Annotated in this window: 18 protein-coding genes; 16 read left to right on the top strand and 2 right to left on the bottom strand. The window is 67.7% G+C overall.

All coding sequences use genetic code 11. The annotated features are described in order from the left end of the window. Window positions 1-56 precede the first annotated feature (56 nt). From BLQ70_RS24385 to BLQ70_RS24410, 6 genes are read left to right on the top strand one after another with little or no spacing between them, the layout of a single operon-like run. Window positions 57-1,664 (top strand): ABC transporter substrate-binding protein, encoded by a 1,608-nt coding sequence (locus BLQ70_RS24385; RefSeq protein WP_091862653.1) that lies wholly within the window; start codon window positions 57-59, stop codon window positions 1,662-1,664. Then, window positions 1,661-2,524, top strand: coding sequence for an ATP-binding cassette domain-containing protein (locus BLQ70_RS24390; RefSeq protein WP_210184351.1), 864 nt, complete (start codon window positions 1,661-1,663; stop codon window positions 2,522-2,524). Before BLQ70_RS24385 ends, BLQ70_RS24390 begins: the two co-directional genes overlap by 4 nt. Then, window positions 2,521-3,513, top strand: coding sequence for an ABC transporter ATP-binding protein (locus BLQ70_RS24395; protein ID WP_091862656.1), 993 nt, complete (start codon window positions 2,521-2,523; stop codon window positions 3,511-3,513). Before BLQ70_RS24390 ends, BLQ70_RS24395 begins: the two co-directional genes overlap by 4 nt. Continuing rightward, the gene (locus BLQ70_RS24400; RefSeq protein WP_091862659.1) at window positions 3,510-4,235 is read left to right on the top strand and encodes a glycerophosphodiester phosphodiesterase; all 726 of its coding nucleotides are present in this window, start codon (window positions 3,510-3,512) and stop codon (window positions 4,233-4,235) included. The genes BLQ70_RS24395 and BLQ70_RS24400 overlap by 4 nt, the downstream gene beginning before the upstream one ends. After that, the gene (locus BLQ70_RS24405) at window positions 4,235-5,167 is read left to right on the top strand and encodes an ABC transporter permease (protein ID WP_091862662.1); all 933 of its coding nucleotides are present in this window, start codon (window positions 4,235-4,237) and stop codon (window positions 5,165-5,167) included. The genes BLQ70_RS24400 and BLQ70_RS24405 overlap by 1 nt, the downstream gene beginning before the upstream one ends. A 1-nt stretch (window position 5,168) precedes the next feature. Next, complete coding sequence (locus BLQ70_RS24410) at window positions 5,169-6,050, top strand: ABC transporter permease (RefSeq protein ID WP_091862666.1); 882 nt, start codon at window positions 5,169-5,171, stop codon at window positions 6,048-6,050. 6 nt (window positions 6,051-6,056) lie between these two features. On the opposite strand, the gene BLQ70_RS24415 is transcribed toward BLQ70_RS24410, so the two are convergent. Next, window positions 6,057-6,812: an AraC family transcriptional regulator gene (locus BLQ70_RS24415; protein WP_091862671.1), complete on the bottom strand. Its 756-nt coding sequence runs from the start codon at window positions 6,810-6,812 to the stop codon at window positions 6,057-6,059. 92 nt (window positions 6,813-6,904) lie between these two features. Between BLQ70_RS24415 and BLQ70_RS24420 the strand changes: the two genes are divergently transcribed. The 10 genes from BLQ70_RS24420 to BLQ70_RS24465 all read left to right on the top strand — a co-directional run bounded on the left by BLQ70_RS24420 (window position 6,905) and on the right by BLQ70_RS24465 (window position 17,531). Then, window positions 6,905-8,104 (top strand): MFS transporter, encoded by a 1,200-nt coding sequence (locus BLQ70_RS24420; RefSeq protein WP_091862674.1) that lies wholly within the window; start codon window positions 6,905-6,907, stop codon window positions 8,102-8,104. Between the two features lie 152 nt (window positions 8,105-8,256). Continuing rightward, on the top strand, window positions 8,257-9,036 hold the full coding sequence (locus BLQ70_RS24425; RefSeq protein WP_091862678.1) for a GntR family transcriptional regulator: 780 nt from the start codon (window positions 8,257-8,259) through the stop codon (window positions 9,034-9,036). Next, a complete protein-coding gene (locus BLQ70_RS24430; RefSeq protein WP_091862681.1) occupies window positions 9,033-10,538 on the top strand; it encodes an ABC transporter substrate-binding protein in 1,506 nt (501 codons plus the stop codon). Before BLQ70_RS24425 ends, BLQ70_RS24430 begins: the two co-directional genes overlap by 4 nt. Before the next feature lie 6 nt (window positions 10,539-10,544). Further along, window positions 10,545-11,471 carry an ABC transporter permease gene (locus tag BLQ70_RS24435; RefSeq protein ID WP_091862684.1) on the top strand — a complete coding sequence of 309 codons (927 nt, stop codon included), beginning with the start codon at window positions 10,545-10,547 and terminating at the stop codon, window positions 11,469-11,471. Then, window positions 11,468-12,325: a nickel transporter permease gene (gene nikC / locus BLQ70_RS24440; protein ID WP_139163634.1), complete on the top strand. Its 858-nt coding sequence runs from the start codon at window positions 11,468-11,470 to the stop codon at window positions 12,323-12,325. Before BLQ70_RS24435 ends, nikC begins: the two co-directional genes overlap by 4 nt. 10 nt (window positions 12,326-12,335) lie before the next feature. Beyond that, a complete protein-coding gene (locus tag BLQ70_RS24445; protein ID WP_244512147.1) occupies window positions 12,336-13,121 on the top strand; it encodes an SDR family NAD(P)-dependent oxidoreductase in 786 nt (261 codons plus the stop codon). A 12-nt stretch (window positions 13,122-13,133) separates the two neighbouring features. Next, window positions 13,134-14,030 (top strand): polysaccharide deacetylase family protein, encoded by an 897-nt coding sequence (locus tag BLQ70_RS24450; protein WP_091862689.1) that lies wholly within the window; start codon window positions 13,134-13,136, stop codon window positions 14,028-14,030. After that, a complete protein-coding gene (locus BLQ70_RS24455) occupies window positions 14,030-15,574 on the top strand; it encodes a gamma-glutamyltransferase (protein WP_091862691.1) in 1,545 nt (514 codons plus the stop codon). Before BLQ70_RS24450 ends, BLQ70_RS24455 begins: the two co-directional genes overlap by 1 nt. Further along, a complete protein-coding gene (locus tag BLQ70_RS24460) occupies window positions 15,571-16,551 on the top strand; it encodes an ABC transporter ATP-binding protein (protein WP_091862694.1) in 981 nt (326 codons plus the stop codon). Before BLQ70_RS24455 ends, BLQ70_RS24460 begins: the two co-directional genes overlap by 4 nt. Beyond that, window positions 16,548-17,531, top strand: a complete 984-nt coding sequence (locus BLQ70_RS24465) for an ABC transporter ATP-binding protein (protein WP_091862698.1) — start codon at window positions 16,548-16,550, stop codon at window positions 17,529-17,531. Before BLQ70_RS24460 ends, BLQ70_RS24465 begins: the two co-directional genes overlap by 4 nt. Here the strand turns inward: BLQ70_RS24465 and BLQ70_RS24470 are convergent. After that, entirely contained in the window at window positions 17,528-18,691 is a 1,164-nt protein-coding gene (locus tag BLQ70_RS24470) for an AGE family epimerase/isomerase (RefSeq protein WP_091862701.1), read from the bottom strand. The two genes, BLQ70_RS24465 and BLQ70_RS24470, sit on opposite strands and share 4 nt — an antisense overlap. Window positions 18,692-18,729: the final 38 nt, after the last annotated feature.

Consider the following 18,729-nt stretch of genomic DNA (forward strand, 5'->3'; position numbering starts at 1 on the left):
GTCGCATCGACGAACGACGGAACACGCAAACGATTCCTGTCCGATGGGAGGATACAATGACCAGATCGACCACACGCAAAGCGCCGCTCGGAGTCGTGCTCGGCACCGGCCTGGCCCTTGCCGCTTGCTCCGGCGCCATCGCGCAGGAGCGACCCGCCCTGACGGTGGCGGTGAACGAGCTCGCACGCTCGCTCGACCCCGGCGAGCACACCGGCAATGTCGATATCCGGATCTACTATTCGATCTTCGACACGCTGATCCGGCGCGACTTCGCCAAGCCGAAGGCCGATGGCGGCGCCAACCTCGTGCCCGGCCTCGCCGAAAGCTGGTCCTGGACGACGCCGACCACCTTCGACCTGAAGCTGCGCCGCGGCGTCACCTGCCATGACGGCAGCCCGTTCGACGCCAATGACGTGCTGGCGACCTTCTCGCCCGACCGACTCTGGGGGCCGAAGGCCTATTACCCGGAAGGCCGCGTCTATTTCGGCAACTTCACCCAAGTCGAGAAGCTCGACGACTTCACCGTCCGGATCACGGTGGCGCAGCACGATCCGATCATCGAGCATCGCCTGTCGAGCTACATGTCCTTCGCGATCTGCGACGAGCCGTGGAACGCCTTCCGCAAGGAGGGTGTCGACTCCAAGGTCTGGATGGACCAGGCCGCCAAGGCGCTGCGCTGGAAGCCGGTTGGCACCGGCCCCTACAGCTTCGTCGACTACCAGAAGAACGACAAGGTGACGCTCGCCGCCTTCGACCGCTATTTCGGCGGCAAGCCCGCCGCCAAGACCATCACCTTCCGCTCGGTCCCGGAAGTTGCGGCGCGCGTCGCCGGCCTCGTCGCCGGCGATTTCGACATCGCCGTCGAACTGCCGCCGGACCAGTGGGACGGACTCAAGGGCTACAAGGACGTCTCGGTGAAGACCGAGCCGCTGGAGAACAGCCACGTCCTCCAGTTCAACACCAACGACCCCGTGCTCTCCGACAAGAAGCTGCGCCATGCGATGAGCCTGTCGATCGATCGGAAGGCGCTGATCGACGCGCTCTGGAAGGGCCAGACCTATACGCCGAACGGCCACCAGCTGCCGAGCTTCGGGCCGATGTATGTGAAGGACAACAAGGGCTACGCCTATGATCCTGCGCTCGCCAAGAAGCTGCTCGCGGAAAGCTCCTACAAAGGCCAGGAGATCTCCTACCGCCTGATCCCGAACTACTATCTCTACAATGTCGAGGCGGCGCAGGTGATCCAGGAGATGTGGCGCAACGTGGGCATCAATGCCCGCATCGACTTCGTCGACAGCTTCAAGGAGGTGCGCAAGCCGGGTGCCCAGGTCTTCGCCTGGTCGAACACCTATCGCGTGCCCGATCCGTCCGGCGCGATCCTCACCCTCTGGGGTCCCGACAGCGAGAACCAGAAGACCTGGAAGCTCTACGGTGCGAGCCCGGCCTTCAACGACGCCGCCAGCGAGCTGACCGCCGAGACCGACGAGGCCAAGCGCCGGGCGACCTTCGCCAGGCTGCTCACGGCCTTCGAGGACGATATGCCGATGACGATGCTCTACAACCCCGTCACCGGCTATGGCGTGAAGAAGGGCATCGAGTGGACGCCCTACAGCCAGTACTACATGGACTTCCGCCCCTCGAACTTCTCGCTGGGCGCGAAGTGACGGAGCGCGACCGCAAGGCAGGAACTGACGGGGGCAGCGCTGCGCTGCTCTCCGTCGAGGGCCTGACCGTCGGCTTCCGCACCGCCGCGGGCTATGCCGACATCCTGCACGCGGTCTCCTTCGCCGTGCGGCCGGGCACGACGACCTGCGTCGTTGGCGAGAGCGGCAGCGGCAAGAGCGTCTCCTGCCAGGCGGTGCTCGGCCTCCTGCCAGCGAACGGGCGCCGGACGGCGGGGCGCATCCTGTTCGAAGGGCGCGACCTCGCCGCCGCCAGCGAGGCCGAACTCGAAACGATCCGCGGCCGCGGCATCGGCATGGTGTTCCAGGACCCGCTCGGTTCGCTCAACCCGCTCCATACGGTTGGCACGCAATTGCGCGAGACCTTGCGCCTGCACACCGCGCTCTCCGAGCCGCAGCGGCAGGCGCGGGCGCTGGAATTGCTGCGTCTCGTCGGCATTCCCGAGCCGGAGCAGCGTCTCGCGTCCTATGTCCACCAGTTCTCCGGCGGCATGGCGCAGCGCGTGATGATTGCGATGGCGCTGGCCTGCGAGCCGAAGCTGCTGATCGCGGACGAGCCGACGACCGCGCTCGACGTCACCATCCAGGCGCAGATCCTCGACCTACTCAACCGGCTCAAGGCCGAATTCGGCATGGCGATCCTGTTCGTCACCCATGATCTCGGCGTCGTCGCCGAAATGGCCGATGATGTCGTGGTGATGCGCCATGGCCGCGTGGTCGAGGCCGGCCCGGCTGCACGCCTGCTGACAGCTCCGCAAGCACCCTATACGCGCGAGCTGCTCGCAGCGATGCCGCGCCTCGACGTCGCCGCGCCCGTCTACCGCAAACGGGCCGCGTCATGAGCGCCGCGCCCGAACCCCTGCTGCGCGTCTCTGCCTTACGCCGGCATTTCGGCGGCGGCCGCTCCTTCCTGCGGACGCAACGGACCATCCGCGCGGTCGAGGATGTGTCGCTGACCTTGCGGATCGGCGAGACGCTCGGGCTCGTCGGCGAATCCGGCTGCGGGAAATCGACCACCGGCCGGATGATCGTCGGGCTCGAACGGCCGAGCGGCGGCGAGATCCTGTTCAAGGGCCGCGACCTCACAGGCCTGACGCCGAAGGACTGGCAGCGGCAGCGCCGCGACATCCAGATGATCTTCCAGAACCCGCAATCGGCGCTCGATCCGCGATTGAGCATCGGCCGCCAGATCCGCGAGCCGCTCGACCTGCACGGGATCGGCGAACGCGGCGGGCGCGACGCGGAAGTGCTGCGCCTGATGCAGGCGGTCGCATTGGCGCCGGAGATGGCCGACCGTTTTCCGCACCAGATCAGCGGCGGGCAGGCGCAGCGCGTCGTGATCGCACGGGCGCTGGCGATGAAGCCCAGCCTGATCGTCTGCGACGAGCCGGTCTCGGCGCTCGACGTCTCCGTGCAGGCGACGGTGACGGAGCTTTTGCAGGAGCTGCAGGAGCGCTTCGACATCGCCTATCTCTTCATCTCGCACGACCTGCGCGTGGTGAAGAAGCTCTCGCACCGCATCGCCGTGATGTATCTCGGCCAGATCGTCGAGGAAGGCCCGACCGACCCGGTCTATCGCAGGCCTCTGCACCCCTACACGATGGCGCTGCTCGCCGCGATCCCGGACCTTTCGGCCTCACGCGCGACCCGGCCCGTGCGCCTCGCGGGCGATCCGCCTTCACCGGCCAATCCGCCGGCCGGATGTCATTTCCACACGCGCTGCCCCTATGCCCGCCCGCGCTGCTCGGCCGAGATGCCGGCCCTGCGCCCGCTTGGCGAGGGCCACAGCGTGCGCTGCCATTTTGCTGGTGAACTGGGAGTTGCGTCATGACCCGGCCGCTCGTCATCGCCCATCGCGGCCACTCGGCCCGCTATCCGGAGAATACGCTGGAGGCCCATCGCGCCGCGATCGCGTCCGGCGCCGATCTCGTCGAGACCGATGCACGCCTCAGCGCCGACGGCATCGTCATCGCCTCGCATGATCCCGACCTTGCCCGCATCGCCGGCCGCGATGCCGCGATCGCGGAGACGCCGTACGAGAGCCTCAAAGCCATCGCCCGCGCAGGCGGCGTGCAGCTCGCGACGCTGGCCGAGGCGCTGGCCACGATCTGTCCACACCGACAAGCGCTGATCGACATCAAGACCAAGGACCTCGCCATCATCGACGCCGTGCTTGCCGTCATCAAGGAACTCGGCGTCGCCGACCGGGTCTGGATCGGCGCGCGCGAAGTGCTTCAGGTCGCACACGCCACGCTGACGATCCCCGGCCTCAGGGCCCTCGCCTTCCTGCCCGACAAGGCCAATCCGGACCACTATGCCGCTGCGGGCGCGAGCGCCTTCCGCATCTGGGAAGGTGCGCTCGACGGCCCGGTCGCGGCGCGGCTGCTCGGGCGCTCTCCCGTCTGGGTCACCGCCGGCGGCAACGGCACGGACCGTATCGTCGGCGATGTCGATCACGATGGCCTGCTACGGATTCTCGCTCATGCGCCTCAGGCCGTTCTGCTCAACGATCCCGACCTGCTGACCGGCCTGCAAAGCCGCAAGGCGTCGTGATGCCGGGCCGGCTGTTCCTGACGAAGCTCGCGCGCGGCCTCCTGACCGTCTGGCTGATCGTGACGCTGACCTTCGTCGCGCTCAACCTCTCGGGCGACCCGATCGAGGCGCTGGTCGGCGACCAGGCTCCCGCGGAGGTCATCGCGCATTACCGCGAGAAATTCGGGCTCGACCGACCGCTCTGGCAGCAATACGTCTCCTATGTATCCGGCATCGCGCAGGGCGATTTCGGGCTGTCGCTCTCGGACCAGCGGCCAGCGATCGAGCTCATCGCCGCAGCATTGCCGCGCACGCTCAGGCTCGGGCTCACCGCCTTCGTGCTCGGCCTCCTGCTCGGCGTCGGGCTCGGCATCGTCGCGGCGCTCAACCGCAACCGGGCGATCGACCGCTTCGTGATGAGCTTCGCCGTGCTCGGCTTCAGCCTGCCGAACTTCTTCTTGGGCATCCTGCTGATCCTGCTGTTCTCGTTGCACTGGCGCCTGCTGCCGAGTTCGGGCGACCAGACGATCTGGCACCTGATCCTGCCGGCCGTGACGCTCGGCACGCATTTCGCCGGCACCTTCGCCCGTTTCACGCGCTCGGCGATGCTCGAGGTGCTCAGCAAGCAATATGTCGTCGCCGCCCGGGCCAAGGGCGTGCCGCGGCCGCGCCGGGTGCTCTGGCATGCCCTGCCCAATGCCGCGATCCCGATCATCACGATCATCGGCCTCAAGCTCGGCGATCTCGTCGCCGGCTCGATCATCGTCGAGACCGTCTTCGCGGTGCCGGGCGTCGGCCGGTTGCTGGTCAATGCCGTGACATCCCGCGATTTCGCTCTGGTGCAGGCGATCCTGATCATGACCTCGATCACGATGGTTCTCGCCAATCTCGCCGTCGACGCGATCTATGCGCTGATCGACCCGCGCATGCGCGCTGCCCGGTCGGAGAGCTGAGATGGCGCTCACGACCCTGTTCCGCCGGAAGGACGATGCGCCGGTCCGTGCCGAGGCGCGCTATCCGACACTCGTCATCATCGCGCTTGCCCTGCTCGGGCTGATCCTCGTGATCTTCCTTTTCGCCGACTGGCTCGCTCCTTACGACTACCGCACGCAATCGCTGCTGAAGCGCCTGAAGCCGCCGAGCTTCCTCGGCGGGCTGCCCGAACACCTGCTTGGTACCGACGAACTCGGGCGCGACGTCCTGAGCCGCCTGATCTACGCGATCCGCTTCAGCGTGCTCGTCGCGCTCGGCGGCACGCTGATCGGCGCCTTCATCGGCACCACGCTCGGCTTCATCGCCGCCCATTTCCGCGGGCTGGTCGAGGAGGCCATCATGATGCTGGCCGATGTGCAGGCATCGTTGCCCTTCATGATGATCGCGCTGGCGTTGATCGCGCTGTTCGGCGGCGGCTTCTTCCTGTTCGTCGCGATCATGGGGTTCTATGGCTGGGAGGTGTTCGCGCGGCTGACGCGCGGCGTCGTCATCGCCGCCAATACACAAGGCTATGCGACGGCCGTGACGGCGCTCGGCGCGCCGGCCCGCCATGTCTATCTCCGGCATGTCCTGCCGAATATCCTGAGCGTGCTGATCGTCCAGTTCACGCTGAACTTCCCGCAGGTGATCCTGCTGGAGACCTCGCTCTCCTTCCTCGGCCTCGGCATCCGTCCGCCCCTGACCAGCCTCGGCCAGATGCTCGGCGCCGGACGCGCCTATCTCACCAGCGCGTGGTGGATCGCAGTGCTGCCCGGCATGGCTATCTTCCTGACGACGATGTCGATCTCGATCGTCGGCGACTGGATCCGGGACCGGCTCGACCCGACGCTGCAATCGCGCTGATCGGCTTCACGTGGGCAGATCGGCCCGGCCGAGGACACGCCGGGCCGCTGTCCGCAGCGCACGCTGGTCGGCATAACCAACCGCCCTGGCAATCTGGTGGGGCGGCGCGCCATCGCTCGCCATCGTCATGGCCCGCAGTACGCGCAGGCGAGACCTCCAGTCGCCGAAGCTCAGGCCGGTCTCCGCCCGGAAGCCGCGTGTCAATGTCCGCCGGCTCGCTCCCGCGCGCTGCGCCCAGCCATCGATGTCGAGGCCAGAACCGGGGTCCTTCAGCAAGGCATCGCAGATGCGCCGCAGACGCACATCCCGCGGCAAGGGCAGCGTCAGCGCCGTCTCCGGCGCCCGCGCGATCTCGTCGAGAATCAGCGCGGCGAGATGCCCGCCGCGCCCGGCTTCGTCATAGAGCAGCGGCTCGACCGCAAGCGCCTCCAGCGCCGAAGCGAGCAGGCTGGAGACCTCCAGCACGCGGCACCCCGCCGGCAGGACACCCACCGCCTCCGGCGCGATATAGGCCGAGCACATCGAGACCGCGCCATGCATCCTGACCTCATGCGAGAGACCAGGCGGAATCCAGAGCGCATGCCGGGCCGGCAGCACCCAGGTGCCGTCCTCCGCCCGGACCAGCGTCAGGCCAGCGGTGGCATAGAGCAGTTGCGCGCGCGGATGGCTGTGCCAGCCCGTGCTGGCGCCGGCGGAATAGCTCTTCGGCATGACGGCAACGGCGCGCGGCACCGTCTGATAGGCCTCGCTCTCACTGCGCATCACATCTCCTGTTTGGCCCGATCCTGCCGAATAACGGCCCGACAGGCTTAACGGGTCAAGCTAAATTGGCGCGTTATTATCGAGAGACCGCCATGACCCCCGAAACGCTGTCGAAGCGCACCCTTCTCTTCGTCAATGCCGCTCATGCGCTCGATCATTTCGTGCTGCTGATCTACCCGACGGCGGTGATCGCCATCGCGGCGCAGACCAATCTCAGCTATGCCGAGCTGATCGGCCTCGCCACCGGCGCCTTCGTCGCCTTCGGCCTGTGCTCGCTGCCGATGGGCTGGCTCTCGGATCGGTTCGGCCGGCGTAACATGCTCGCCGTGTTCTTCATCGGTTACGGGCTGTCCTGCCTCGGCGTTGCGAGTGCCGACCGCCCCGCCGCCTTCGCCGGCTGGCTGCTCGTGCTGGGCGTGGCCTCGGCGATCTATCACCCGGTCGGCTCGACGATGCTGGTCAGTCATGCCCGCCAGCTCGGCCGGGATCTCGGCGTCAACGCCGTCTGGGGCAATCTCGGCGCGGCTTCGGCCGCCGGCGTCACCGCGCTCATCGCCGCGAATTTCGGCTGGCGCTTCGCCTTCGTCCTGCCGGGGCTGGTCTGCCTCGTTCTCGGCGCGGCATTCATCGCGCTCGTGCCCGGCGACGGTAACCCGTCCGCGAACCGCTCCGGCAAGGCCGAACTCATTCCGGTCAATCGGCCGAAGGCTCTGCTCGCCATCTTCGCTGTCGCGGTCATAGCCGGCGGCATGACCTTCAACATCACCACGATCGCGCTGCCGAAGGTCATCGACGAAAGGCTCGGCCTCGACCTGCCGCTGGCGCTGATCGGCTCGCTGGCGACGCTGGTCTTCGTCTTCGGCGCCGCCACGCAATGGCTGATGGGGCGGCTGGTCGACCGCTACACGCTTCCGGCCCTGTTCGTCGGGCTCGCGCTGTTCCAGCCGCTGGGCCTCGCACTCGCGGCGACGACATCCGGCGTGCCGCTGCTGATCGGCCTCGTCATGACCATGGCCGCGATCTACGGGCAGGTCGTCGTCAACGACGCGATGGTCGCCCGCTACGTGCCGGCGCAGCACCGCGCCAAGGCGTTCAGCGTGCGCTATTTCCTCGGCTTCACAGTGAGCGGCTTCGTGGTGCCGATGCTGGCCGTCCTGCATGCGCAAGGCGGGTTCGGGCTGGTGCTGGCGGGCGCGACCGTCTTCGGCCTGATCGTCTGGTGCGCCGCGCTGGCGTTCTTCTTCCTGGCGCAGGCCGCGCCGACGGCGAACACCGTCCCAGCCGAGCCATAGGCTTATGGCGGCGCAAGCTGCCGGCTGCTCATTCAAATTGAGTCGAGGCCATAGCCCCGCCATGCACGGCGGGGCTCAAGCATGCTTGATCATGCGTTTCTGACATCTCACAAAGTGATTGTCAGATCTCAGAAACTGAGCCAGCATGGCTCATGCTCGATCAATCGCCCTTCTCGCTTCCGAAGCCGCCTGCAGCGGAAAGCGACATCACCTTCGCAAGCCGGCGCCTGCGGCAGGTGCTTGTCCGCTGCGAGCTCATTCCCGGTACCTATGCCCATGAAGGCGACCTCGCGCAGCGTTTCGGCCTCGGACGCGCGGCTGTTCGCGTCGCACTGACGGAACTTGCTGGGGCCGGCTTCGTCGCCAGGCATGCGCGGCAGGGCTGGCGCGTCGCTGCGGTCGACGGGGCGCTTGCAAGCGCCATCGTCGAGGCAAGATTGCGGATCGAGCCGGCACTGGTCGAAAAGCCGCTCGATGAGCGCAGCATTGCCCTGCTCGGCAGCCTGAGAGGCGCGATCGACGCCGTTCTGGGGAGGGACGATCCTTCAGCCCGCACCATGGCGCAGCAATTGTGCCGGCAGGCACTCGACCTGCTCGCACAGCGGGCCGGCGGCTTCATCGAAAGCTGGCTGCGCGATCTCTGGGATCACACCGAACGGCTGATCCGCTCCCTCGAACTCGCCGGCACGACGCCGCCGGCGATCGATCCGCGCCCGCTGCTCGACGCGCTCCTGCGCGGCGACCGGGAGGCCGCGCTGCTCGCGCTTCAGGAGGAGCAGAAGCGCTTCACCGATGCGGTCGCGCACGGCTTTCTCGCCACCGCTCGCCTGCTCCCGCAGGATCACCCCGTTTCCGTGCGCAGCCGCCTGCCGCGCCGGAGCAGCAACGACCGCAAGCCGTCCCCCACCCTGTCCGAGGAGAAATCGCGATGAGCCGTGTTTCGAAAGCCGCAGCCGCCTTCCTCGTCGCCACCGCGCTCGGCCTGGCGGCCGGGCCGGCACTCGCCGCCAAGGATCGTTTCGTCGTCGACCTCGTCAACGAGCCGTCCTCGCTCGACCCGCAGGTGCAGTGGAATCCGGACAGCTACTATGTCTACCGCAACATCTTCGACAATCTCGTCACCCGCGACGACAAGGGCGAAATCATCCCGCAAGTCGCGACCGCCTGGAAGCAGCTCTCGGACACTGAGATCGAGTTCGACCTGCGCAGCGACATCGCTTTCCATGACGGCTCGAAGCTGACCGCCGACGATGTCGTCTTCAGCGTCAAGCGCATCACCGATCCGAAATTCGCCAGCCCCCAGCTCGGCCAGTTCGACAAGATCACCGACGCCGTCGCGCTCTCGCCGACCAAGGTGAAGCTCGTCACCGCCGGCCCCTATCCGGCGCTGCTGGCGCAGCTCGTCAAGCTCTCGATCGTGCCCAAGGCCGTGGTCGAGGCCGTCGGCAAGGATGCCTTCAACCTCAAGCCCGTCGGCAGCGGCCCCTACAAGTTCGAGTCCTGGCAACGCGGCGTGAATGTCCAGCTTGCGCGCAACGACACCTATTGGGGCACCAAGGCGCCGTTCCCGACCGTGACCTTCCGGGCTGTGCCGGACGCGGCGACGCGGCTTGCCAACCTGCAGGCCGGTGCGAGCGACCTCGTCGTCACGCTCGATGCCGACCAGGCTGCCCAACTCAAATCCTCCGCCAAGGCCCAGGCCCTGATCGGCCTGACCGAGCGCGTCGCCTATGTCCGGCTCAACACGACCAAGCCGCCCTTCGACAATCCCAAGCTCAGGCTGGCGGCAGCCTATGCGCTCGACAAGCAGGCGATGATCGACGGCCTGCTGGGCGGCCATGACAAGCCGGTGCCGGAACTGCTGACCCCGGCGATCTTCGGCTGGGTCGACGGCATCAAGGCACCGGAACACGACCTCGCCAAGGCCAAGGCGCTGATCGCGGAAGCAGGCCCCGCCGCGAAGGCCGAGATCGACCTCGCCACCGCGCCGGTCTTCGACCAGCGCATCGTCCAGGCAATCCAGCAGATGCTGGTCGATGCCGGCTTCAACGTGAAGATCGCGATGTCCGACATGGCGACCTATCTGAAGCGCGCCCAGGCCGGACCGGAGGCGACCTCGATGCTCAGCTTCGGCCGCTGGTCCTGCGCCTGCCAGGATGCCGACGGCGTGCTCTTCCCGCTGCTGCACAAGAGCAGCGGCTGGTCGGCCTATCGCAACCCGAAGATGGACGCCCTGCTGGAAGAGGCGCGCGCGACGCTCGACACCAGCAAGCGGCTCGCCGCCTACAAGCAGGTCCACGAGATCGTCGCTACCGATGTACCGGTCGTGCCGCTCTACCAGGCCGTGGTGATCTATGGCGCGGCGAAGAACCTCGCCTTCCAGCCGACGCCCAACGAAAGCATGTTCATCAACCGGATGAGCTGGAAGGACTGAGCCGCGGTGCCGGGTTTTCTGCTCCGCCGGCTGGGCCAGGCTCTCGTCACCATCCTCGGGGTGGTGACGCTGATCTTCTTCGTCCAGCGCCTGACGGGAGACCCGACCTATCTGCTTGTGCCGGAAACGGCGACACAGGCCGATATCGCGGCCTTGCGCCACCAGCTCGGCTTCGACCGGCCATTGGTGGTGCAGTATCTCGATTTCCTCGGCGAGCTCGGGCGCTTCGACCTCGGGCAATCCGTGGTGCAGCGCGTGCCGGTGACGACGATCATCGCCTCGCGCCTGCCCTATACGCTGATGCTGGCGGCGGGCGCGCTCCTCGTTGCCTGCGGCATCGGCGTGCCGATCGGCATCCTGCTGGCGATCTTCCGCAACTCGCCCGCGGCGAAGGCAGCAGCCGGCTTCGTCCTTGCCGCCCAGAGCATGCCGACCTTCTGGAGCGGCATCCTGATGATCCTGGTGTTCTCGGTGCTGCTCGGCTGGCTGCCGCCCTCTTCCACCGGCGATCTCTCGCATCTCGTGATGCCGTCCTTCGCGCTCGGCCTGCTCAGCATGGCGACCTTTGCGCGGATCACACGCTCGGCCCTGCTCGATGAACTCTCGAAGGACTACGTCCGCACCGCCCGCTCGCGCGGTGTTCGCAGCGGGCGACTGCTGATCCGCCATCTCGCGCGCAACGCCTCGATCCCGGTCATCACCGTCGCAGCTCTCGAAATCTCGAACCTGCTGGCCGGCGCCGTCATCGTCGAGACCGTCTTCGCCTGGCCCGGCCTCGGACAGGTCACCGTACAGGCGATCCTGGCGCGCGATTTCATGATCGTGCAGGGCGTGGTGCTGCTCGGTGCCTTCGTCACCGTGCTGCTCAACCTGCTCTCGGACCTGCTCTACAGCCTGGTCGATCCGCGCATCGTGCTGGAGGGGGCGCGGTGAGCGTCGCAGCCGCAACCTCCGTGCCGCGCAGCAAGCGTGACGGCCTGTGGCGCTGGTGGCCGGTCGGCATCATCGCGCTCGTCGTGCTGGTCGCGATCCTTGCCCCTTGGCTCGCGCCCTATGACCCCAACCAGCAGAACCTGCTCGGTCGGTTGAAGCCTCCTGGCACGGTCTCGCGCAGCTTCCATTACTGGCTCGGCAGCGACGAGCTCGGCCGCGACCTGCTCAGCCGCGTCATCCATGGCGCGCGCATCTCGCTGATCGTCGCCTTCGCATCGGTCGTGCTCTCCGGCGTGGTCGGGACGACGCTCGGCATGATCGCCGGCTACCGGCGCGGCTGGGTCGAGATCGCGGTGATGCGCGTCGTCGACGTCTTCCTGTCGATCCCGGCGATCCTGCTCGCGATCATCACGGTCGCGGTGCTCGGCCCCGGCATCGTCAATGTCATCATGGTGCTCGCGCTCACCCGCTGGCCGCGCTACGCCCGCATCGCCTACAGCCAGACGCTCTCCGTCGCGAACATGCCCTATGTCCGGCTCTCGGCGCTGATGGGAGCCGGCGCGCCGCGCGTGCTCTTCCGCCATGTCCTGCCGAACATCGTCGGCGCGATCAGCGTCGTCGCGACGCTCGAATTCGGGCTGATGATCCTGTTCGAAGCGGGCCTCTCCTTCCTCGGGCTCGGCGTCCAGCCGCCGACCGCGAGCTGGGGCGCGATGCTCTCGACCGGCAGGAACTATGTCGCGACCGCCTGGTGGGTGGCGACGCTGCCCGGTGCCTGCCTGTTCGTGCTGGTGCTCGCCGTCAATCTCACCGGCGACGCCGTGCGCGACCGCCTCGATCCTCGCCATCGCTGAAGGAAAAGCCATGTTCGACGACATCAAGGGGAAGCGCGCCGTCGTCACCGGCGCCTGCGGGGTCATCGGCCGCTGGATCGCCGAAGTGCTGCACGAGGCCGGCGCCACGCTCTGCCTGACCGATGCGCGTAGCCAGGACCTGGAGACGCTGGCCAAGACGCTCGGCCTCTCCGGCAACAGCTTCGTCATGCCGGCCGACCTGACCAATGAGGCTTCGATCGTGGCCCTCGCCAGCGAGATCGGCCAGCGTTGGGGCGCGGCCGACATCCTCGTCAACAATGCCGGCATCTATCCGAGCGCCTTCCTGCTGGACACGACGACCGCCGAGTTCGACCGCATCCTGGGGATCAATCTCAGGGCACCCTTCATCCTGACCCGCGAGCTGGCGACCCAGATGGTGCGCAAGGGCGTGAAGGGCTCGATCATCAACATCTCGTCGGGTGCCTCGCGCAAGATGCGGCGCACGGCCTGCGTCTACTCGATGTCCAAGACCGCGCTCGACCGGCTGACCAAGGGGTTCGGCGTCGAGCTTGCCGAATACGGCATCCGTTCCAACGCGCTGGAGCCGGGCTTCGCCGCCGGCAGCACGGTCAGCGCCCTCACCGATGCGCATATCCAGAACACCGTCGCGCAAATCCCGCTCGGCCGGGCCTCCTCGCGCGCCGATGTCGGCAATGCCCTGCTCTATCTCGCCAGCGATGCCTCGGCCTATGTCACCGGGGCGACGCTCACGGTCGATGGCGGCAACTCGATCGGCTCGCTCGCCGTCCATCAGGACAAGAAGCAGGCGCTCTGAGGAGGTAAGACCATGACCGCCCCGAACGCCGCCCGCCCCGCCTATGAATGGCCTGAGGGCAAATCGAGCGCCTTCTGCTTCACCATCGATGTCGATGCGGAAAGCCCCTATCAATGGAGCCTGCCGGAAGGCGCGCCGGTCGCACTCGGGCAGATCGAGCAAAGGCTGTTCGGCCCGCGCGTCGGCATCTGGCGCCTGCTCGACCTGCTCGATCGCTACGGCATCAAGGCGACGCTCTTCGTGCCGGGGCTGATCGCGAAGAACCATCCGGAGCTGCTGCCGGCCTTCGTCGAACGCGGCCACGAGATCGGCCTGCACGGCTATTTCCATGAGCTCGCGACCGAAGCCGGGCCGGAGGAATTCGCCCGCGCGATGGATGAATCACTCGCGCTGTTCAAGAGCCAGGCCGGCATCGTGCCGAAAGGCTTCCGCTCGCCGGCCTGGGAGATGACACCCTTCATGCTGGAGGAGGTGAAGCGGCGCGGGCTCTATGATTCCTCGCTGATGGGCTTCGACCATCCCTACACCATCGACGGTGTCACGCAGGTCCCGGTGCTCTGGGCCGTCGATGATGCCGTCTATTTCCGCTTCACCGGCAGCGCGCAGGACCGCGCCCCGCCTTCGGCCCAGAACGGCATCCTCGATGCCTGGCTGGACGAATGGGAGGTGCTGCATCGCGAGGGGCGGATGATGATGCTCACCGTCCATGACTGGATCTCAGGCCGCGCCGGGCGCGTGCGCATGCTGGAAAAGCTGCTCGACGTGGTGACGGCCTCGCCCGGCGTCTGGATCGCGACGGTCGGCGAGCTCGCGGCGCATCACGCGGCAAGCGCCAATGCGCAGCGCTTCAGCGTGCCGATGCGGTTGCCGCAGCCGAGCGCACCCTTGCGCTTCCGGGCCAAAGCCTGATGCAGACATTCAGCATCCGCCGCCCGGCCGTCTGCTCGCCGCACGGGCTCGTCGCCGCGCAGAACCGCCACGCGGCCGAGGCCGGCGCCGCCGTGCTCGCACGCGGCGGCAATGCGATGGATGCGGCCATCGTCACGGCGCTGGTGCTGAGCATCGTCGAGCCCTGGCTGTCCGGCGTGGGCGGCGGCGGCTTCCTGATCCATGCCGATGGCCGGACCGGCGCGCTCGACACGCTCGATTTCAACGTGCGCTCGCCGCGCGGGCTCAAGCCGGCGGACTACCCGCTGACCGATGCGGGCTCGGGCAACTGGTTCGCCTGGCCGGCCGTCGTCGGCGAGCGCAATGTGGCCGGCTACAGCGCGATCTGCGTGCCCGGCGCCATCGCCGGGTTCGCCGCCGCGCTGGAGCGCTATGGCACGATCTCCTGGAGCGAGGCGCTGCAGCCGGCGATCGAGCATGCCGAGCGCGGGCTGGAGATCGACTGGTACGCAGCGCTTTGCATCGCGGTCGAGGTCGCCGGCCTGTCGCGCGATCCTGCGATCTCGGCGCTCCTGCTCGACAATGGCCAGCCGCCGAAGGCCGGTGCCGATACCCGCCGCTTCAAGCCGATGACGGCGAAGGCAGCGCTGTTGAAGCGATTGGCCAAGGCCGGCGCCCGCGACTTCTACGAGGGCGAAGCCGCGCAGCTGATCGCTGGTGACCTTGAAGCCGGTGGCTCCGCGATCCGCACTGACGATCTCGCCAGCTACCAGGCGATGTGGTCGCCGGCCCTGACCGGGCGCTATCGCGATCTCGACATCGCCGCCATTCCCGGCCTCAGCGGCGGCCCGACCTTCTTCGACGCAGCACGGCGCGTGGAAGCGCGCGGCCTCGAACAGGCCAGCTCGCAGGCCGATGCGGCGCTGACCTATGCCACGGCGATCCGCGAAGCCTATGCGGTGAGGCTCAACAGCATGGGCCATGCCGCGACGCCGCAGGCGGGCTGCACCTCGCATGTCAGCGTCGTCGACCGTGACGGCAACATGGTCTCGCTGACCAACACGCTGCTCTCGCGCTTCGGCTCGCGGGTGGCGTTGCCGCGGGCCGGCATCATCATGAATAACGGCATGATGTGGTTCGACCCGCGCCCCGGCCAACCCAACAGCATGGCTCCGGGTGTCAAGCCGCTGGCCAATATGTGCCCGCTGGTGCTGAGTCGCGGCGGAAAGCCCTGGCTCGCGATCGGCGCCGCCGGCGGCCGCACGATCTTCCCGACATTGCTACAAATGATCTCCGGCATAGCCGATTTCGGGCTCTCGCTCGAAGACGTGTTTCACCGACCGCGCATTGACGCCTCTACGCCGCGGATCAAGGTCGATGCCCGGGCGGAGCCGGACGTGGCGGCGCGGATCGCCGGGGCCTTCCCCGTCGAGATCGTCGAGGACACGCTCTATCCCGTGAATTTCTCGGTGCCCTCGGCCGTGATGCGGGCGGAGGATGGCGGCTTCCTGGGCATGGCCCATCCGACCAGCCCCTGGGCCGCGGTCGCAGCAGCCTCGGCATGAGCGAGCGCGCCAACCCGATGCTGGCGATCGAGGGCCTCACGATCGAGATCGACGGCAACCGCATCGTCGACGGCGTCTCGCTCGGCGTCGAGACCGGCCGCATCCTGGCGATCGTCGGCGAATCCGGCTGCGGCAAGAGCCTGACGGCGCTGTCCGTGCTCGGCCTTTTGCCGAACGCCGCGCGGGTATCCGCCGGCTCGATCCGGCTCGGCGGGCGCGAGTTGACGAGGCTTTCCGAAGTGGAGCTATCGGAGGTGCGCGGCAACGATGCCGCGATCATCTTCCAGGAGCCGGTTGCATCACTCAATCCGCTGATGCGGGTCGGCGAGCAGGTCGAGGAAGCATTGCTCCTGCATCGCGGCCTGTCGCGCGCGGCCGCGCGCGAGGAGGCCATCGCGATCATGGCACGCGTCGGCATTCCCGATCCCGCCAGGCGCGCCCGGCAATACCCGTTTGAGCTCTCCGGCGGCATGTGCCAGCGCATCATGATCGCCTCGGCCCTGATCTGCCGGCCCTCGCTGCTGATCGCCGACGAGCCGACCACGGCGCTCGACGTCACCATCCAGGCACAGATCCTCGACCTGATGCGCCGCCTGCGCGACGAGGTCGGCAGTGCTATCGTGCTGATCACCCATGACATGGGCGTGGTCGCCGATCTCGCCGACGATGTCTGCGTGATGTATGGCGGACGGATCGTCGAGAGCGGCCCGGTCGATGCCATCTTCGCCGAACCGAGCCATCCCTATACCCGCCTGCTGCTGGGCACGATCCCGAAGCTCGACGGCATCAGGAAGACGGTGCTGCGTACGATCGAGGGCATGGTGCCGCCGGCCGGCGCCTGGCCCGAAGGCTGCCGCTTCCGGACGCGCTGCCCGCTCGCCGACGAGGCCTGCGAGCAGGTTCCGCCGGCCGTCGCGGTGGGCGCTTCCCATCGCGCCGCCTGCTGGCATGTCGACCGGCTGGAGGCGATGGCATGAGCGAGCCGTTGCTAGAGGTACGCGACCTCAAGGTGCATTTCCCGCTGCGCGGCGGCGTCAGTACGCCGGGCGGCGTGGTCAAGGCGGTCGACGGCATCTCGCTCGACCTCCAGGCCGGCCGGACGCTGGCGCTCGTCGGCGAATCCGGCTGCGGCAAGTCGACCACCGCCTATGCCGTGGTGGGGCTGGAGCGGGCGACGTCCGGCACGATCCGCTTCGACGGGCGCGACATCACCGCGCTCAAGGGACGCGAGCGGGCGGCGCTGGCGCAGGATATCCAGATCGTCTTCCAGGACCCGTCCTCGGCGCTCGACCCCAAGATGACGATCGCGGACAGCATCAGCGAGCCGCTCGCCATCGCCGGGCGCAGCCGCGCCGACCGCAAGGCCCGCGTCGCTGAATTGCTGGATCGCGTCGGCCTGCCCGCCGCTCTGGCCGAACGCCTGCCGAGCGCACTTTCGGGCGGGCAGCGCCAGCGCGTCGTCATCGCCCGGGCGCTCGCCCTGTCACCGCGCCTGCTCGTGCTCGACGAGCCGGTTTCGGCGCTCGACGTCTCGATCCGCTCGCAGGTGCTCAACCTGCTGCTCGAATTGCAGCGCGATCTCGGCCTGTCCTATCTTTTCATCTCGCATGACCTCTCGGTCGTTCGGCACATCGCCGACGAGGCGATGGTGCTCTATCTCGGCACTGTGGCCGAGCAGGGCCCGGTCGATGCGATCTTCGACAAGCCGCAGCACCCCTATACGAAGGCGCTGCTCTCGGCGATCCCGCTGCCGGACCCGCGTGCCCAGCGCAACCGCGAGAAGATTATCCTGAGCGGCGACCTGCCGAGCCCGCTCTCGCCGCCGGTCGGCTGCCCGTTCGTGACACGCTGCCCGGAGCGGATCGCGGTCTGCGCCGATAAGCGTTTTCCGCTCGCCAGGGGCGATGCGGGCACCGAGGCTGCCTGCGTCCATATCGGGGAGCGGGCAGCAGGCTAGCCGCGGACGCGCTCCCACTCTGCCAGAGCGAGCACGAGATGATAGAGCACCCGCACCGGGATCACGGTCTGGGTGGGCGCTCCGTCCTTGGCCAACTGGTTGAACCAGAGCCCCGTTTCGGGCGCGACGAAGCAGCGGAACAGGCTGGCGAGATGCCTGTCGAGGCGCTCGGCCGCATCAGCGTCGTCCAGGAACTCGATCCGGGCGAGGAAGGCCTTGATCGCTTCGGTCTGCGGCCAGAGCAGCTTGGTCGAGGCGGTGACCTTGCCGGTGCGATCGAAAACGTCGAAGGCAGCGAGCGGACCTGCCGAGCCATCGTCGAGGCCATGCCGGATCGCGAAGCCATAGAGCCTCTCCGCCAGATCCCGAGCTTGCGTGTCTCCCGTCAGGCGCCAGTGATGCAGCAGCAGCCAGGTCCATTCGAAATGATGGCCGGGTTCGCAGACCAGGCCAGCCGCGCCGGGAGCCGGCTTCCAGTCATCGGTGAAATACTCGCCGAGCGTGCCGGTCTCCGTATCGACCAGATGCTCGCGCGCGAGCCGGACGATCGCGCTGGCATGATCGAGCCAGCGCTTCTCGCCTGTCGCCTCTGCCAGCGCATGGAAGGCCTCGAGCAGGTGCATATGCGGGTTCTGCCGGCGCGGCAGCGTGCCCACCGTATCCTCGGCGAAACCGCCCAGCGGATGCACCATCTCGCTTTCGATGAAGCCGATCACTTCGTCGGCTATCGCGAGCGCCTGATCGTCGTGTGTCGCGCGGTAGTACCAGGCCATGGCGAACAGGACGAAGGCGAGGTCGTAGAGATCGGTCCGGGCATCGACCGGCGTGCCGTCCTCGCGGACGGAGTGCAGGAAGCGCCCCGTCCCACCCTCCCGACAGACATCGCGCAGGAAGGCGAAGCCGTGGCGGGCAGCGGCGAGCGCCTCGCTCTGCGGGTCGAGCAAATGGGCATGGCTGAAGACATAGGTCAGCCGGGCCGTGACGAGCGTCGTCCTGAGCGGGCCAAGATCGCGCGCGGGTTCGGCCGGATCGAACATCTCGACAAAACCGGCGCGGCCGGGCCGGACGGCGCGAGCGATCCAGGCCGGGATGAGGATCTCCCTGAGCCACGCTTTCGACGGCAAGTCGGCGGCGGTTTCCAGGGCTTCTTCACGCTTCATCGGACGATACCCTCGGGAGGAGAAGGACGAGAGCAGCT

Source organism: Allobosea robiniae (assembly GCF_900102525.1).
GTDB classification, from domain to species: domain Bacteria; phylum Pseudomonadota; class Alphaproteobacteria; order Rhizobiales; family Beijerinckiaceae; genus Allobosea; species Allobosea robiniae.

Coding starts and splice junctions, on each gene's coding strand:
- BLQ70_RS24385 (WP_091862653.1), top strand. CDS start 57: ATGACCAGATCGACCACACGCAAAGCGCCGCTCGGAGTCGTGCTCGGC.
- BLQ70_RS24395 (WP_091862656.1), top strand. CDS start 2,521: ATGAGCGCCGCGCCCGAACCCCTGCTGCGCGTCTCTGCCTTACGCCGG.
- BLQ70_RS24400 (WP_091862659.1), top strand. CDS start 3,510: ATGACCCGGCCGCTCGTCATCGCCCATCGCGGCCACTCGGCCCGCTAT.
- BLQ70_RS24405 (WP_091862662.1), top strand. CDS start 4,235: ATGCCGGGCCGGCTGTTCCTGACGAAGCTCGCGCGCGGCCTCCTGACC.
- BLQ70_RS24410 (WP_091862666.1), top strand. CDS start 5,169: ATGGCGCTCACGACCCTGTTCCGCCGGAAGGACGATGCGCCGGTCCGT.
- BLQ70_RS24415 (WP_091862671.1), bottom strand. CDS start 6,812: ATGCGCAGTGAGAGCGAGGCCTATCAGACGGTGCCGCGCGCCGTTGCC.
- BLQ70_RS24420 (WP_091862674.1), top strand. CDS start 6,905: ATGACCCCCGAAACGCTGTCGAAGCGCACCCTTCTCTTCGTCAATGCC.
- BLQ70_RS24425 (WP_091862678.1), top strand. CDS start 8,257: ATGCTCGATCAATCGCCCTTCTCGCTTCCGAAGCCGCCTGCAGCGGAA.
- BLQ70_RS24430 (WP_091862681.1), top strand. CDS start 9,033: ATGAGCCGTGTTTCGAAAGCCGCAGCCGCCTTCCTCGTCGCCACCGCG.
- BLQ70_RS24445 (WP_244512147.1), top strand. CDS start 12,336: ATGTTCGACGACATCAAGGGGAAGCGCGCCGTCGTCACCGGCGCCTGC.
- BLQ70_RS24450 (WP_091862689.1), top strand. CDS start 13,134: ATGACCGCCCCGAACGCCGCCCGCCCCGCCTATGAATGGCCTGAGGGC.
- BLQ70_RS24455 (WP_091862691.1), top strand. CDS start 14,030: ATGCAGACATTCAGCATCCGCCGCCCGGCCGTCTGCTCGCCGCACGGG.
- BLQ70_RS24460 (WP_091862694.1), top strand. CDS start 15,571: ATGAGCGAGCGCGCCAACCCGATGCTGGCGATCGAGGGCCTCACGATC.
- BLQ70_RS24465 (WP_091862698.1), top strand. CDS start 16,548: ATGAGCGAGCCGTTGCTAGAGGTACGCGACCTCAAGGTGCATTTCCCG.
- BLQ70_RS24470 (WP_091862701.1), bottom strand. CDS start 18,691: ATGAAGCGTGAAGAAGCCCTGGAAACCGCCGCCGACTTGCCGTCGAAA.